A 16,324-nucleotide genomic window follows, 5' to 3' on the forward strand; every position below is an offset into this window, starting at 1 on the left:
GGCAAACTATTCCCAAAATGAGGGCCTCCTGAATACCAGATGCCGCCGGGCCGAACCAGCCGCCTGCGCTGCCTCGGCCGGCCCCGCATTCGCCGCCAGCTCCAAATTCGCCAGCTCCTCGGCGCGCCAGATATGCCGCAGGATCTCCGGGTTGACCCGATCGGCATGCGTCACCGGCAGCATGTGGCCGGCACCCGGCAGATGCCGCAGCTCGGCGCCATCGATCAGCGCGGCGAGTTTGGCGACAATGCGCTGCGTCACATAGGGCGACAGCCCGCCCGAGATCAGCAGCGTCGGCACCTTCAAGGCACGCGCGGCTTCCGCCACGGCGTCGAGGTCGAGCGCGGCGCTGAAATCGCAAGGCAGCTTGTCGGCCTGCTCGATCATCCGCAGCCGCCCGCTCGGCGAGAACTGCTCGCGCGGCCCGGAGCCGGCCCAGAACGCGGTGAACGCCTCGACCGCCTCCATCACGGCGCCGTCGACAATATCCTTCGAGACAATCTGCGCGATCCGCGCGAAGCGATCGTACAGCCGCGCATCGGCGGGCGTGTCACGAAGCAGCGTGGGCAGCACCGGCTCGATCAGCGTCAGGCTGCCGATGTACTGCGCATAAGGCAAGGCGGTCGCCAGTCGGAACGCGATCGCCCCGCCATAGGAATGCCCGATCAGATGGATCGGCCCGTCGGCCCTGGCGAGCCAGGGCTCGAGACGCGCGATCTCGCCATCCAGCGTCTGTGGCCAGTCGCGCCCGCAGGCGGCAACGCCATAGCCGGAAATATCCGGCGCCATGAACCGATCGCCGCCGAGCGCCGCCGCAAGCTTGGTCCATTGCCGTCCCGACCCCAGCGAGCAATGCAGCGCCACCACCGACGCCGCCGCGTGCGTCCCATCCAAACCCGTCATCAAACCCATCCTGCTTGTTCTTGTTGTCGCCGGGCGCGCGTTCGCACGCGCCCGTCATGACGCGAGCGATGCGGGGGAGGGGTTATTCCTGGCAGGGGAGGGAGGGGGGCGGGATCGTGATTGCGGAGGTGATCAGATTCACTGGATGTTGATTTGAGGCTCGTGGCAATCGGCGCCCGGCCTTCCCTGCGCCCTCTCCTGTGTGAGGCTGGATTGATCGCATGACTCGGGCGCGATCGCGTCGCGAGGATGCGGGCGTGTGCTTCTCCCCTCGGGTCTATCCCTTGGCTGTTTGATAGTTGAATCAGAAACGGGGCCGCATATTCAGTGTCGTCCCGGCTTTCGCCGGGACGACGTGGGAGGGAGCCGTGTCTTGACTACTCCGCCGCCGCTTCCGCTGATGGCTCGCCCTTCCAGCTCAGGATCTCCGCGGCAAGGATCGGATGATTGAATCCCTTCAGCACGAGGTCGTCCATGGCGCGGCCTTCGACGTAAGGCTCGACCATGCCGTAGACGCGGCGGCTCACCACGATCTGGCCGGCCTTGGCCTCGCCGCACAGGGCGCGAGGCGAGGTTGGTGACGCTGCCGATCGCGGCATATTCCAGCCGCTGCTCGAAGCCGACCTGGCCGAGCGTGGCATAGCCGAGCGCAATGCCGATGCCGAAGCCGAGACTGTGCCCGCGGTTGCGCCACTTCTCGGTCAGCGGGCCGACCGTGTCGCGCATCTCCACCGCCATCTTCACGGCGCGCGCGGTGTGGTCGGCAAGCTGGATCGGCGCGTTGAACAGGATCATCACGCCGTCGCCGGCATATTTGTCGAGGGTGCCTTCATATTTGAAGATCAGCTTGCCGAGCGCGGCGTGATATTCGCGCAGCACGTTCATCGCCTCTTCCGGCTCGGTTGCCTCGGTGAAGGCGGTGAAGCCGCGCAGATCGCAGAACACCACGGTGACCTCGCGGCGGTGGCTGTCGAGCAGGCCCTCGGGATTGTCCGACGAGGCGATCAGCTGCGCAACCTGCGGCGCCAGGAAGCGCTCGAGCCTTCGGACGCGCTCGAGCTCGCCGAGCTGGGTCTCGACCCGCTGCTCCAGCGACTTGTTCCAGTCCTTGAGCGCCTCGGTCTGCTCGCGCAGCTTGTCGGCCTGCTCGCGCACGGTGGCATTGGCCTCTTCCAGCGCGTGGCTCTTCTGGTCCACCTCGGTGAACAGCCGCGCGTTGCGCATCGCCAGCACCGCCTGGTGCGCAAAGGTTTTCATCAGGCCGATCAGGCTCGCCGGGAAGTCGCCGGCCGCCTTACGCAGCACCACCAGCGCGCCGAGCACGCCCTGCTGATCGACCAGCGGCACCACGAGCACCGAGTGGAAGCCGGCGCCGACCACGACATCGCGCAGCGGATGATTTGGCTGGTCGGTGAGATCCGGGAACGCCAGCGGCTCGCCCTTCGCGGCGGCTTCGCCGAGCGGGCTGCTGTTCGCCGCATCGATCGCGCGATGATGGCCTTCGGTCGCAGCGTCGATGCCGATCGATTGCGTCAGGTTGAAGCTGCGCTGTGCGGCGTCATAGCCATAGATCAGCACGGCGTCGGCATGGGTGATCTCGAGCGCGCGGGCGGCGACCGTCGGCAGCACGGCATTGAGGTCGAGCGAGGACGCCACCGCGCGGCCGACCTCCTCCAGCACCTTCAGCTCGTTGATCGATTGCGCGAGGTCGCGGGTGCGCTCCTTCACCTTGGCCTCGAGGTCGGAATAGGTCTCGGCAAGCTGGGTGGCCATGCTGTTGAACTGGCCGGCGAGCTCCTCCAGCTCATCGGATGTCTTCACCTCGATGCGATGGCCGAAATCGCCGGCCCCTAACCGACGCGCGCCGGTGCGCAGCGCGGTGATCGGCTCCAGCATGCGCCGCGCCAGGATCGTGCCGGCGATGATCGCGACCACGAGGCCGAGCGCGATCAAAAGCGCAATGCGCACCAGCTGGTCGCGGATCGGCGACAGCGCCTGCGCGGTCGGCTGCTCATAGAACACGTGCCAGCCGAGGTTCGGCGCGGCCGTTGCTGTTGTCAGCACCGCGTTGCCGTCGACATCCTTGCCGGAGGCGATCGGCCTGCCGCTTGGCGACAGCACCGCAGCGACCTGCGGCAGCGCGGCAAGGTCCTTGCCGACCTCCGGACCCTTCGACGAGCTCGCCAGCACGCGGCCGTTGCCGTCGACGACATAGGCATGAGCGAGGCGGCCGACCTGGGAGTCGCCGAAATAGTCATTGAGGAAGCGCAGGTCGATCTCGGCCATGGTGACGCCGGCATTGAAGCCGGAATGCTGCTCGCCGATCGACATGAACGGCCGCCCGTCGCGGAAATACGCCGGCGCGTAGGCGGTGCCGCGGGCGATGGTCTCGGTGAATCTGACATCGCGGGAGAAGTCGGCGTTGGAGTTCACGGTGGTGGTCTGGCGCGACAGCCGCAGCAGCTCGCGGCCCTGGCCGCTGATCAGGGTGAGCTGGCTCACCGCCGGCACCTGGCCGAGCAACTGCGCGTAGTCGGCGCGGCGCAGCTCGATCGTGTTGGAGGAGGCGCGGGTCACCCAGGAGATCTGCCGTTCGAGATCGGAGATCGCTTGCTCGATGCGCTTGGCGGAGGCGTCCGCCTTCTCGCTCATCGCGTCCGTCAGCGTGCCCTTGATGCCGCGGTAGCTGATCCAGGTCTCGAGCGCGCCGTTGACCGCCAGCACGAACACGACGAGGCCAACCAGCGCGAGGACATATTTGGCGAACAGGCCGCCGCGCAGGAACCAGTTCTTGCCCTTGTCCGTAGCCGCGTTCATCCAGCCTCGTCCGGCCCCCAATCGGGTGCGCCGCATGATCCGCCGCTATTTAGCACGGATCGGCGGGGCGGGGCGGCCGCTCGGGCCGCATGGTTATCCCTTCATATCGGCGGGGGATATCCGGGAATATCAGCGATTGAACAGCTGACGCAGCACGTCCTTCATCGCCGGACTGTCGTGCTGCTCGGCGGTCTCGCCGGGCGGAGGGGGCGGTGGCGGCGGGGCCTGGTCGGGGGCCGGCGGCGCGGGCTGGCTCAGGTCGCGGCTCGGGCGCGATGCGTTGCTCTGGTTGAGGGTGGAAAGGCCCTGCTGCAGCAAATTGCCGATGGTGTCGCCAAGCTGCCCGCCGAGCGGGTTGCTCTGGCCGGCGCCGCCGCCCTGGCCGCTGCTGCCGGGCTGCGCGCCGCCCTGCACGCCATTGAGCAGATTGGTCAGCCCGTTGAGGCCCTGACTCAACCCCTGGCCGTTCGCCCCGAACAGGCCCTTGCCCATTTCCTTGAGCTTGGCATAGGCCGCCTGCGGATTGTCGAGCATACCCTGCATCTCCGGATAGATCCGCGGCGATACCCAGGGTCCCTCGAGCATCACGGGGATGCCGAGGCCGACCGGATTGTCGGCCCGGCCCTGGCCTTCGGTGGTCATCACGAGCTGCGGCTCGACGCGGAACCCGATCTGGCGGGTGTTGAGGTCGATGGTGCCGACCCCGGTCATCTTCACCAGCGGGCCGATCAGGTTGAGATCAGTGGTGACGGCTTGGCCCTTGTCGACCTTGAACGAGGCCGAGAGCTGGCTGAGATCGGTCGACAGCTCTTGGCTCTCCTGCCAGCCCGACAACGTGCTGGTGGTGAGGTTGCGGATCATCTGCGCCACGTTGAGGCCGAGGATCTTGCCGTCCTGGAACACGACGAAGGCGGTGCCGGCGAGATTGCCGACGATGGCACGCTCGCTGCCGCCTTGCGAGGTCAGCGCGATCTTGGCCTGCATCTTGCCGTCGAGCTTGTCGAACTCGGCAAGGTTCTTCAGCACCGGCAGCGCGCGCACGCCGGCGAGGTCGAGCCGTAGCGCGTAGGTTGGATTCGTAGCTCGCGCGTCGATGGTGACGTCGCCATCGGCGGTGCCCTCATAGGCGCCGAGACTGGCGAGCCGGCCCTTCAGCACGCCGCTGTCGATGGACGCATCGATAGCCGCCTGTGTGAAGCGGCCGTCGCCGATCACGAGCTCCGCCGCCGAGATGCGCGCCTGTGCGTCGACATAGTTGAGCCCGGCAAGATCGACCGACGCGTTGCTCCACGTATTCGTACCCAGCGGCTGCGTGGAGCCGGCCTGCCCCGGCGGCATCGCGATCGCAATGTGCTGGAAGTCGAGATCGAGCTTCACCAGCGGCTTGTTGCTGGCGAAATCGACCGAGGCCCAGCCGGTGAAGCCGCCGTCGCCGAGCGTGCCGGAGACGCCGTTGAACATCACCACCGTGCCGTTCAGCCGCGCTTCCGCATTCGCCTTGATCGCCGCGGGCAACAGGCCGGGCGCATCGATGCTGAATTCGGCCGGCACGCTCTGACGCTCCAGCGGTGCTTGCGGCGCGGTGGCGCGGATCTCGAATTTCAGCGGCTTGTCGCCGGCGCGTGCGTCACCCGTGACGACGATCTTGCGGTCGTCGCCGATGGTCGCGTCCGCATTGAGCGTCTCGATCCGGCTCTCGATCCGGTCGCGCACATTGGCGAAGACGATGGTACCGCCGCTGACGCTGACATGCCGGATCGTGATGCCGCCGCCGTTGGACGCGGAGGATTTCGCCGGCGGATTGTGGTCGCGGGTGCGCTCGCGCTGCAGCGGCAGGTTGATCACCGGCTTGACGATCGAAAGGTCGGTGATATCGGGCCGGCCCGACCACAGGCTCGACAGCGTCATCTCGGCCTCGACGCTGCTTGCCGCGAACCGGTTGTTGACGTCGCGCGCGCGCGCGTCCTGCAACACGACGTCGCTCAGCGTCAGATTGACCTTCGGCCAGAGGCCGATCTTGGCGCCGCCATTGATGGTGAGCTTGTAGCCGGTCTCGCGCTCGACCCGATCGGTGATGGTCGATGTGAGGAACGAGGACGGGATCCCGACCACGGCCACCAACGCAATGATCACGATCACGGCAGCAATGGCGGCCCCGGCGAATTTCAGTGCTCTCATGTCGTTGTTCCAGGCCGGGCGAGCGGGGTTCCGTTGCAGAAAGTCACGGCCGATCACACGAGTTTATCCCGCAAGCGGGATCTGGCTCCAATGACCGGAAAAATAATCCGTTACCGCATGAACTTATGTGACCTCTCCCACACTCTTATGAGGGTGATTTTTGCTAACCGGGCGTCAGGGGACTGCTCGGATGGATTTGGAAGGCAGTACAATGAGCAAACAGGCCGAATTTGCGGTCATTCTGAAGATGAATCCGATGTTCGCCGATCTCGGTGCGGACGAGTTGCAGCGGCTTTCCGGCCTCTGCCACACCCAGCAACTCGCGACCGGTGAGGTGCTGTTCCAGAAAGGCGATCCCGGCGATGCCCTGTTTGGGGTCCGCCGCGGCCAGATTCGGATCGAGACCGGTGCTTCCGACGGCAGCCGGCTCACACTCAACTTCATGGGATCCGGCGACCTGTTCGGCGAAGTCGCCGTGCTCGACGGTCAGGACCGCACCGCGGATGCGACCGCGGGCGAGCCTAGCGAATTATTCGTGTTGCGGCGGCAGGATTTCCTCGGCTTCCTCGAGCGCGAGCCGAAGGTTGCGGTCAGGCTGATCGAATTGCTGTGCCAGCGAATTCGTTGGCAGAGCGAGCGGATGGAAGAATCCGTGCTGCAGCCTTTGCCGGTCCGCCTCGCACGGCGTCTGTGCGCGCTGGCCGAGGATTTCGGTTCCGAGGTGCACATCTCGCAGGAACAGCTCGGCATCTTCGTCGGCGCCGCGCGCGAAAGCGTCAACCGGCAGCTGCAGACCTGGCGCAAGGACGGCATCGTCGACCTGCAACGCGGCCGGATCATGCTGCACAACATGACCAAGCTGACCGCGGTCGCCCGCAACGACTAGAGCGGACTGCATGCAACGCGCGCGGGAAGATTCAATTCTCTCGCGTGCTTTGCTTGCGGATGTTGACGCACTCCTGCCTAAAAGACGTGCTTGCATGATGAGGCCGGTACCGCTTTCATCCGGCCGCCGGTCCTTGGGGTGACACCCAGCCTTGCTGGCCTCACGCCATCCACCTGCAAACCCCTGCGGTCTCTCCCGTTGACCGCAGGGGTTTTGCATTTCGATAGATGCGTGACGCGAGCGCCTACCGCATCACCACTTCGGCATCGGCCCAGCGCAGATACTGGCGCGGCGCGGCGCCGAGCTCGCGCTTGAACATCGCGGCGAAAGCGCTCGGACTTTCATAGCCGACGTCGAGCGCAACGCAGGTGACGGCCTCGCCGGCGCCGAGCCGCGCCAGCGCTTCGAGCAGCCGCACCCGCTGGCGCCAGGCCGCAAAGCTCTGGCCGGTCTCACGCCGGAACAGACGCGTCAACGTCCGCCGGCTGAGCTGGCAGCGATCGGCCCATTCGTCGAGCGTGAGATCGGAACTCGGATCGACCAGCACGGCTTCGCAGATCGCGGCGAGCCGCGGATCGGGCGGCACCTGCACATGCAGCGACACTTCCGGCATCCTGCCGATCTCGTCGAGCAGGAAATCGACCAACCTGCCGTCGCGCCCTTCCGGATCGTAACGGGTCGGCATGTGCACCGCTTCTTCCATCAACGCCTCGACCAGCGCGGAGACCCTGATCAGGCGGCATGTCGCCGGAGCATTCCTGATGCGGTCAGGCGTGACATAGATGGTCTGGATCTCGACCTCGCCCCATGCCCGCGACTGGTGCGCGATGCCGGCTGGAATCCACAGGCCGTGGCCGGGCGGCACGACGAAATGGCCGCGCTCGGTCATCATCGAGGTCACGCCCGCGGTCTGCAGGATGAATTGATCGCGTCGGTGCGCGTGTCGCGCGCTGGTGCTTTCGTTCGGATAGGAGGCCGCCATCGCCGCGAGCGGCCGTTCGACCTGTTGCAGCTGTCCGGCATAGTGCGCGGCGGCTGCGGGACCCGATTGCTTGCGGCAAACGCGCAAGCCGGTGGTGTCATTTCGTCGCGCTGCGACTTTCAAGTGTCGTGAGCTCCTGATCGATCGTCGTTTTCGCAGGGTGCTCATGCATCTTCCGGGCCACTTGGCCCGATCGCGATGGTTGTTGTCCCCCTTCAGGTAGCGCGGGATATGGCGTTTGGCAACAATGCCTCACCCCGCGGCATTCGCCGAAATCGAATGTGAGAACGCGGAGACGGAGAGGTCCGATGAACAGACGCGAATTCACCAAGGCAATGCTGGCCTGCGGTGCAGCCATCCCGTTCGGCATCACGCGGGCGGCGGGCCAGACCCGCGGTGGGACGCTCAACACCATCATCCAGCCCGAGCCACCGGTCCTGGTGACCGCGCTGAACCAGCAGCAGCCGACCTTGACGCTCGGCGGCAAGATTTACGAAGGCCTGCTGAAATACGGCGCCGATCTCAAGCCGATGCCCGGCATGGCGCAGTCCTGGGAGATTTCGCCCGACGGCCTGACCTATACGTTCAAGCTGTTTCCCGGCATCACCTTCCACGACGGCAAGCCGATGACCTCGGAGGACGTGGTCTTCAGCTGCATGAAGCTGCTGGTGGAGACGCATCCGCGCGCACGGCAAAACTTCGCCCGCGTGGCGACGGCGGAAGCGCCCGATCCGCTCACCGTCGTGTTCAAATTGAAGCAGCCGTTCGCGCCCTTCATCGGCTGCTTCGATTGCACGTCTGCACCGATCGTACCCAAGCACATCTATGACGGCACCGACTACCGCAAGAACCCGGAGAACGACAAGGCGATCGGCACCGGCCCCTTCAAGCTGAAGGAGTGGGTGCGCGGCTCGCACGTTCATCTCGTCCGCCACGATGGCTACTATCAGAAGGACCAGCCCTATCTCGACGAGATCGTCTACCGCGTGATTCCGGATGCGGCCTCGCGCGCGCTGGCGCTCGAGAACGGCACGGTGCAGCTCGTGCAATGGTCCGACGTCGAATTCTATGACGTGCAGCGCTTCAAGGCGCAGAAGAATCTCGAATTCACCACCAGGGGCTACGAGTATTTCGCGCCGCATCAGTGGCTCGAGATGAACAACCGCATCGCGCCGATGAACGACAAGCGGTTCCGGCAGGCGGTGATGCACCTGATCGATCGCGAGGCGTTCAGCAAGCGAGTCTATTTCGGCAATGCCAAGGTGGCGACCGGACCGATCTCGTCGAAGACGCGGTTCTACGATCCGAACGTGAAGCGCTACGAGTTTTCGGTCGACAAGGCCAAGGCCCTGCTCGACGACATGGGACTGAAGCCTGGCGCCAACGGCAAGCGCGCCGAGATCAAGTATATCGTGCCGCCCTATGGCGAGTCCTATCAGCGGGCCGGCGAATTCTTCCGCCAGAGTTTTGCGCGGGTCGGCATTGATCTCGTGCTTGTCGGCACCGACATGGCCGGATGGGCCGAGAAGGTCGGCAACTGGGATTATGAGATGACCCAGAATCTGCTCTACCAGCTCGGCGATCCCGCGCTGGGCGTCGCCCGCACCTATATTTCGTCGAACATCAAGAAGGGCATCCTGTTCTCCAACACGCAAGGCTATTCGAATACCGAAGTCGACAAACTGTTCGACGAGGCCGCGGTGACGCTCGATGAAGCCAAGCGCCAGGAGCTCTACAGCAAGGTGCAGCAGATCCTGGTCGAGGATGTGCCGGTGGCCTGGACGCTCGAGATCGAATATCCCATCATCTACGACAAGGCGTTCAAGAACATCGTGACGACGGGCATCGGCTCGCACGAAACCTTCGGGTCGGTCTACAAATCGTGACCCGGCTCGGCAGCGCCGCGACGATCGGACTTCAGGCGGTCAGCCGCATCGCCCAACTCGTCGCCGTGATCCTCGTCATCGCGACGTTCAATTTCGTGCTGGTGCGCGCCGCGCCCGGCGATCCGGCCCAGGTCATGGCCGGGCAATCCGGCGCGTCCGATCCAAAACTGCTCGACGACCTGCGCAAGGAGTATGGCCTCGACAAGCCGTATTTCGTGCAGCTCGTGAGCCACCTCGGCCGCGTCATCAGGCTCGACCTCGGCTATTCCTATCGCCAGCGTCGTCCGGTCGTTGATCTGATCCTCGAACGGCTGCCGGCGACGCTGCTGCTGTCCGTCACGGCGTTTTGCCTCGCGCTCCTGATCGGCACCGCGCTCGGCGCGCTGGCCGGGCTCGCGGCCGGCAGCGTGCTCGACACGGTGTTCACCGTGCTCTCGCTCGTGCTCTACGCGACGCCGGTGTTCTGGCTCGGCCTGATGCTGGTGCTGGTGTTCTCGGTGACGCTCGGCTGGTTGCCGCCGTTCGGTTACGAGACCATCAACGTCCAGCTCTCGCCGGTCGAGCATGCGCTCGACATCATGAAACACATGATCATGCCGGTCACGTCGCTGGCGGCGATCTATCTGGCGATCTATGCGCGGCTGATGCGATCCTCGATCATCGAGGTCGCGCAGCAGGATTTCATCAAGACCGCGCGCGCCAAGGGCTTGTCCGGAACGCGCATCGTGGTCGGCCACATGCTGCGCAATGCGCTGGTGCCGGTCGTCACCGTCGCCGGCATGCAGGCCGGCGCGCTGGTCGGCGGCGCTGTGGTGATCGAGACGGTGTTTGCCTGGCCGGGCCTTGGCCGCTTGACCTTCGAGGCACTGTTGCAGCGCGACTATCCGGTCCTGCTCGGCATCTTCCTGATCCTCTCGATCGTCGTGATCGCGCTCAACCTGCTCACCGACCTGGTCTACCGGTTGATTGATCCCCGCATGACCACGGGAGCGGCGTGATGGACACGGTGCGCGCCTTCCTGCGTCATCCGAGCGGAATGATCGGCCTCGTCCTGCTGCTCGTCGTTGTTGTCGTCGCGATCGTTGCGCCGATCGCGTTTCCGGTCTCGCCCTGGGAGATGGTCGGCGCGCCGTTCACGCCGCCCGGCGAGGACGGATTATGGCTCGGCGGCGATACGCTCGGCCGCGACGTCGCCGCCGGCGTCGCCTATGGCGCACGCGTGTCGCTCCTGATCGGCATCGCCTCAGCGCTCGCGGCGATGGCGATCGGCGTCGTGATCGGCGCGATCTCAGGCTATTTCGGCGGCAAGGTCGATCTGGTGCTGATGCGGATGACGGAATTGTTCCAGACCATTCCAGCCTTCGTGCTGGCCATCCTGCTGGTCGCGACCTTCAATCCGTCGCTGCTCACGATCATCCTGACCATCGGCGCGGTGAGCTGGCCGCCGCTGGCGCGGCTCACGCGCGCCGAATTCCTCCGTCTGCGGCACCGCGAATTCGTCGAGGCCGCGCTGTGCCAGGGCGAACGCACCTGGCGCATCGTGCTCGGCCATATCCTGCCGAACGCGATCTCGCCGATCCTGGTGGTGACGTCGCTGACGGTTGCCACTGCGATCCTGCTGGAAAGCGCGCTGTCCTTCATGGGGCTCGGCGATCCCAATCTGATGTCGTGGGGCTTCATGATCGGCGCGGGCCGCACCGTGATCCGGAACGCGTGGTGGATGAGCGTGTTTCCCGGCCTCGCCATCCTCGTCACCGTGCTGGCGATCAACCTGTTCGGCGAGGGACTGTCTGATGTCCTCAACCCGCGCGTCTCGAGGCGCCGCTCATGAGCGAAGCCATGCAGTCCGGTGCGCCTGTTCTTGCCGTCGATGGTCTCTCGATCGCGCTCCCCAAGGGCGGTGATCGGCCCTTCGCGGTCGAGAACGTCTCCTTTGAGATCAAGCCAAACGAAGTGGTTTGCCTGGTCGGCGAGTCCGGCTCCGGCAAGTCGATGATCGCGCATGCGGTGCTGTCGCTGTTGCCGCGGGGCGTCGACATCGCGTCCGGCGCCGTGGCGGTCGCAGGGCGGGATCCGTCGAAGCTCGACGGCCGCGCTCTCCGCAAGCTGCGCGGCGGCAACGCCGCGATGATCTTTCAGGAGCCGTTGTCTTCGCTCAATCCGCTGAAGCGCGTCGGCAGGCAGATCGAGGAGATGATCCTGGCGCACCAGCGGCCTGCGCCCTCGGCGACCGAACTCCGCGAGCGGGTGCTGACGCTGCTGACCCAGGTCGGACTGCCGAATCCGCAGCTGCTGGAAAAGAGCTACCCGTTTGAGCTTTCCGGTGGCCAGCGCCAGCGCGTGATGATCGCGATGGCGATGGCCAACCGCCCCGCGCTCCTGATCGCAGACGAGCCGACGACCGCGCTCGATGTCACGACCCAGCGCCAGATCCTGCGCCTGATTGACGATCTCCGGCGCGAGCGCGGCATGGGCGTGCTGCTGATCACCCATGATTTCGGCGTTGTCGCCGACGTTGCCGATCGCGTCGTGGTGCTGCGCCATGGCAAGGTGGTCGAGCAGGGCACGGCCAGCGAGGTGCTTCGCAATCCGCAGGCCGCCTACACGCGCGAACTGATCGACGCGGTTCCGAAGGCGCGCCTCGCCGACATCCACGAGGCCATCCTGCGTCCCGAGCCGCTGCTCGAGGTCATCGGCCTGCAAAAGACCTTTCGGGTCAAGCGCGGCTGGCTGCAGCCGCCACGCGAGGTGACCGCCGCTGATGGCATCTCACTGACGCTGCACGAGGGCGAGACGCTTGCGGTGGTCGGTGAATCCGGTTCCGGCAAGTCGACGCTCGGGCGCATGATCATGCGGCTCACCGAACCTGACGCCGGCGCCATCCGCTTTGGCGGCGCGGATCTCCGGCAGCTGCGCGGCGAGGCGTTGCGCCAGGCGCGGCGCCAGCTCCAGATCGTGTTCCAGGATCCGTTTGCCAGTCTCGATCCGCGCCAGAAGGTCGGCGATGCCATCGCGCGCGGACCGATGGCCTATGGGACGTCGCGGGCCGAGGCGATGGCCCAGGCGAACAAGCTCCTGGTGCGGGTCGGCCTGTCGGCGACCGCCGCCGATCGCTACCCGCACGAGTTCTCGGGCGGCCAGCGCCAGCGCATCTGCATCGCGCGGGCGCTGGCGCTGAAGCCGCGGGTTCTGATCGCCGACGAGGCGGTGTCGGCGCTGGACGTCTCGGTGCAGGCCCAGGTGCTGGCGCTGCTCGCCGAGCTGCGCCAGGAGATGCGGCTTGCGATGATCTTCATTACACACGATTTGCGGATCGCCGCCGAGATCGCCGACCGCGTCATCGTCCTGCAGAAGGGGCGTATCGTCGAGGAAGGCACCACCGCCGAAGTGTTCACCGCGCCGCGCCAGGCCTACACTCGCGATCTGCTCGACGCGATTCCCGGGCGCGATTTCTTCGACCAGCCGGGCTTTGCGGCCGTGGCCGATACACGCCCCACAGCAAGGATCAATTCATGACCGACAGCCGTTCAGTTCCCCTTCCGGCCGGCGCGCGCGAGCGCATCGAGGCGGCTGTCGACGCCGCCTTCGAGCAGCAGCTCGCGACCACGATCGCCTTCTCGTCGATTCCCAGCACGCGCGGCCAGGAAGGTCCGTGCCAGGACATGTTCGCGAAGCTGCTGCGCGAGCGCGGCTATGAGGTCGACGACTGGGTCATCAATCAGGACGAGCTGAAGACCTTGCCCGGCTACGGGCCGGTCGAGACCGATTTTTCCCGCGCGCGGACCGTCGTCGGCACCTATCGGCCGGCGCGCGAGGAGGGGCGTTCGCTGATCCTTCAGGGGCATTGCGACGTGGTGCCGGTCGGGCCGCTCGACATGTGGGAGCGGCCGCCGTTCCAGCCGGTGGTCCAGGACGGCTGGCTCTATGGCCGCGGCACCGGCGACATGAAGTCGGGCACCATTGCCGCGCTCTACGCGCTCGATGCGGTGAAGGCCGCGGGCTTTGCGCCGAAAGGCCGCATCCATCTGCAATCCGTGATCGAGGAGGAGAGCACCGGTCTCGGCGCGCTCTCGACGTTGCAGCGAGGTTACCGTGCCGATGCCTGCCTGCTGCCGGAGCCGACCGAGGAACGGTTGATGCGCGCCCAGGTCGGCGTGATCTGGTTTCGCCTCAGGGTTCGCGGAATCCCGGTCCATGTCGCGCGCGCCGGCACCGGCTCCAATGCCATCCGTGCCGCCTATCATCTGATCGGCCATCTCGACGCGCTCGAGGCGGAGTGGAACGAGCGTGCCAAGTCGCATCGCTACTTCGGTGCGGTGCATCACCCGCTCAACTTCAATCCCGGCATCATCAAGGGCGGCGATTGGGCCTCCAGCGTACCGGCGTGGTGCGACGTCGATTGCCGGATCGGCATCCTGCCAGGATGGAAAATCGCCGACTGCCAGGCCGAGATCGTCGACTGCGTGACCAAGGCCGCCAGGGCCCATCCGTTCCTCGCCAACAATCCGCCCGAGATCGTCTGGTCCGGCTTCCTGTCGCCGGGCTATGAGGCGACCGAGGTGCAGGAGAGCGAGGCCGTCCTCGGCTCGGTCTACGAGCATGTGTTCGGGCGCAAGCTGACGGATTTTCCCTCGACCGCGCTGACGGATGCTCGCTTCTATGGCCTGGATTATGGTGTTCCCGCATTCTGCTTCGGCGCCAGGATGGAGAACGCGCACGGCTTCAATGAACGGGTCCAGCTCGATTCGCTGAAGAAGGTGACCAAGGCCTACGCCCTCTTCGTCGCGAGCTGGTGCGGCATCGACGCGGTATAGAGCATGATCCGGAAAAGTGCGACGCGGTGTTCCCTCGCGACAAACGCGGAGCGTTTGCGCGGAGATCATGCTCAACGAATTGAGACAAACCAAACGGGAGGTTCGCTATGGGTGGCCAGAGTGCGGGCGGCAAGCCGCCGGTCAAATCGCACGAGGATCTTCGTGCGCATTTCGGGCAATTGAGCCCGCTCGCCGAGAAAAAGGTGCTCTATCATCTCGACAAGTTCTGCCGCGACTTCATCGCGCTGTCGCCGTTCCTCGTCATCGCTTCCAGCGACGGCAAGGGTCATGCCGACGCCAGCCCGCGCGGCGATGCGCCGGGCTTCGTCTCCGTGCTCGACGACAAGACGCTGCTGATCCCGGATCGGCGCGGCAACAACCGGGTCGATACGTTCGGCAATATCATCGCGTCGCCCGGGATCGGGCTGATCTTCATGGTGCCCGGCATCAACGAAACGCTGCGCGTCAACGGGCGGGCCGAAATCTCGCAGGAGGCGGATCTGTTGACGCCGCTGACGGTGCAGAACGTCACGCCGATCATCGGGCTCAAGGTGCATGTCGATGAGACCTACTTCCACTGCGGCAAGGCACTGATGCGCTCGAAGCTCTGGAATCCCGCCGCGCAAGTCGAGCGCCACAGCTTTCCGACGCTCGGCCGGATCATCGCCGAGCAGACCGCCGCGATCGAGGTCGAAGTCGCCGAGAAGGCGATGGAAGAGGCCTATCGGACGCGGCTGTATTAGAACTTGAGATCACCCGCATGCGCAGGCGATGACACCGCCTGGTGTAACGCCCTGAATCGATATCCTTCCTTACCGTCGTCCCTGCGAAAGTGTTCGGTCCCGTGTGATTGGCGAGGGCCTGGATTGGCGCCAGGTAGCCGAGGCATTTGAGGCGGGTCCGATTGTAGTCGTGGACGAACTTGGCGATGAAGGTGTCGCGGTCGGCGTGGTTGACAAAGGTACGGCGCGCGCTGCCCCGTTTGTGTTTCGCGGCCAATGGCTTCGGCGATGCGCCGGTTGAAGCGTTCGACGAGGCCGTTGGTCTGCGGATGGTAGGGCTTGGTCAGGCGATGCTGGATGGCGCACTGTCGGCAGAGTTGATCAAAGGGGTGGTCGCCGGAAGGCTTCCCGGGCGGCTTGTTCTTCTTGTCGACGGCGAAGCGGTCGGTGAACTCGGCACCGTTGTCGGTGAGGATAGTGTGAACCTGGTGCGGAAAATCAGCCAGGAAGCGCTTAAGGAAACCGGTCGCGGTCGCTCCGTCCCGCCTGGAATGGACCTCGACAAAGACGTAGCGGGTGGCGCGATCGATGGCGACAAAGGCATAACTGGTGCGGCGCTGCAGTGCCGGCAGATACTTCACGTCGATATGGATGAAGCCGATACTGGCATTCTCGAAGACGCCGGCTTTGGGCTTGTCAGGCTTGGCAAGCCGGCTGATGCCATTGCGTTGCAGGCAGCGGTGAATAGCACTACGGGACAGCTTGGCGTTGATGCATCGCCGCATCACCTCAACGATGTCGTCCAGCGGCAATTGGAGCGATGTCCGTAGTTCACAAACGGCCCTTTCTTCAACCGCGGAGAGGCTGGTCGTGAGGTGCTTCGGCCGGTGCGAGCGGTCTTCGACCGTCGTGCGGCTGCGCCAGCGATAAATCGTGGTCTCGCTGACCCCCAGTTCGGCCGCCAACTGAGCGACCGACTTCCTGCTGCGCTGGATGTAGGCACGTGTCTTCGGCGTCGTCGTGGCGTTCGCGTGCAAGCTCAGTTCCATGACACGAGGCGCTCCCTAACAAAGGCCACGCCTCGTTCTACACCGATTCCATCCAACCAATCTGCAGGGACCAAACACGAAAGCAGG

At 65.3% G+C, this 16,324-nt stretch carries 11 protein-coding genes and 1 pseudogene; 7 read left to right on the forward strand and 5 right to left on the reverse strand.

Features of this window, described 5'->3' with window-relative positions; translation table 11 throughout:
* Positions 1-6 precede the first annotated feature (6 nt).
* From ACVWZM_RS19755 to ACVWZM_RS19765, 3 genes and pseudogenes are all read right to left on the reverse strand, one after another.
* Positions 7-903, reverse strand: a complete 897-nt coding sequence (locus tag ACVWZM_RS19755) for an alpha/beta fold hydrolase (RefSeq protein ID WP_456854328.1) — start codon at positions 901-903, stop codon at positions 7-9.
* A gap of 377 nt (positions 904-1,280) precedes the next feature.
* Positions 1,281-3,720, reverse strand: a pseudogene (locus ACVWZM_RS19760) (adenylate/guanylate cyclase domain-containing protein).
* 129 nt (positions 3,721-3,849) lie between these two features.
* Entirely contained in the window at positions 3,850-5,898 is a 2,049-nt protein-coding gene (locus ACVWZM_RS19765) for an AsmA family protein (protein WP_456854330.1), read from the reverse strand.
* Positions 5,899-6,109: 211 nt separating this feature from the next.
* Between ACVWZM_RS19765 and ACVWZM_RS19770 the strand changes: the two genes are divergently transcribed.
* Complete coding sequence (locus ACVWZM_RS19770; protein WP_057021095.1) at positions 6,110-6,784, forward strand: Crp/Fnr family transcriptional regulator; 675 nt, start codon at positions 6,110-6,112, stop codon at positions 6,782-6,784.
* Positions 6,785-7,028: 244 nt separating this feature from the next.
* Here the strand turns inward: ACVWZM_RS19770 and ACVWZM_RS19775 are convergent, their stop codons facing one another.
* Positions 7,029-7,889, reverse strand: coding sequence for an AraC family transcriptional regulator (locus ACVWZM_RS19775; RefSeq protein ID WP_057021096.1), 861 nt, complete (start codon positions 7,887-7,889; stop codon positions 7,029-7,031).
* A gap of 185 nt (positions 7,890-8,074) precedes the next feature.
* Between ACVWZM_RS19775 and ACVWZM_RS19780 the strand changes: the two genes are divergently transcribed.
* The 6 genes from ACVWZM_RS19780 to ACVWZM_RS19805 all read left to right on the forward strand — a co-directional run bounded on the left by ACVWZM_RS19780 (position 8,075) and on the right by ACVWZM_RS19805 (position 15,209).
* Entirely contained in the window at positions 8,075-9,652 is a 1,578-nt protein-coding gene (locus ACVWZM_RS19780; RefSeq protein WP_057021097.1) for an ABC transporter substrate-binding protein, read from the forward strand.
* Positions 9,649-10,650 (forward strand): ABC transporter permease, encoded by a 1,002-nt coding sequence (locus ACVWZM_RS19785; protein WP_057021098.1) that lies wholly within the window; start codon positions 9,649-9,651, stop codon positions 10,648-10,650. The genes ACVWZM_RS19780 and ACVWZM_RS19785 overlap by 4 nt, the downstream gene beginning before the upstream one ends.
* A complete protein-coding gene (locus ACVWZM_RS19790) occupies positions 10,650-11,483 on the forward strand; it encodes an ABC transporter permease (protein WP_057021099.1) in 834 nt (277 codons plus the stop codon). Before ACVWZM_RS19785 ends, ACVWZM_RS19790 begins: the two co-directional genes overlap by 1 nt.
* Positions 11,480-13,168, forward strand: a complete 1,689-nt coding sequence (locus ACVWZM_RS19795; RefSeq protein ID WP_456854333.1) for a dipeptide ABC transporter ATP-binding protein — start codon at positions 11,480-11,482, stop codon at positions 13,166-13,168. Before ACVWZM_RS19790 ends, ACVWZM_RS19795 begins: the two co-directional genes overlap by 4 nt.
* The gene (locus ACVWZM_RS19800; protein ID WP_057021101.1) at positions 13,165-14,466 is read left to right on the forward strand and encodes an ArgE/DapE family deacylase; all 1,302 of its coding nucleotides are present in this window, start codon (positions 13,165-13,167) and stop codon (positions 14,464-14,466) included. Before ACVWZM_RS19795 ends, ACVWZM_RS19800 begins: the two co-directional genes overlap by 4 nt.
* A 107-nt stretch (positions 14,467-14,573) precedes the next feature.
* Positions 14,574-15,209 (forward strand): pyridoxamine 5'-phosphate oxidase family protein, encoded by a 636-nt coding sequence (locus ACVWZM_RS19805; RefSeq protein WP_057021102.1) that lies wholly within the window; start codon positions 14,574-14,576, stop codon positions 15,207-15,209.
* Here the strand turns inward: ACVWZM_RS19805 and ACVWZM_RS19810 are convergent.
* Positions 15,206-16,237: a DDE-type integrase/transposase/recombinase gene (locus ACVWZM_RS19810; protein ID WP_082654080.1), complete on the reverse strand. Its 1,032-nt coding sequence runs from the start codon at positions 16,235-16,237 to the stop codon at positions 15,206-15,208. The genes ACVWZM_RS19805 and ACVWZM_RS19810 overlap by 4 nt on opposite strands.
* Between the last annotated feature and the right edge of the window lie 87 nt (positions 16,238-16,324).

The sequence above is a fragment of the Bradyrhizobium sp. USDA 4501 genome (assembly GCF_054062115.1).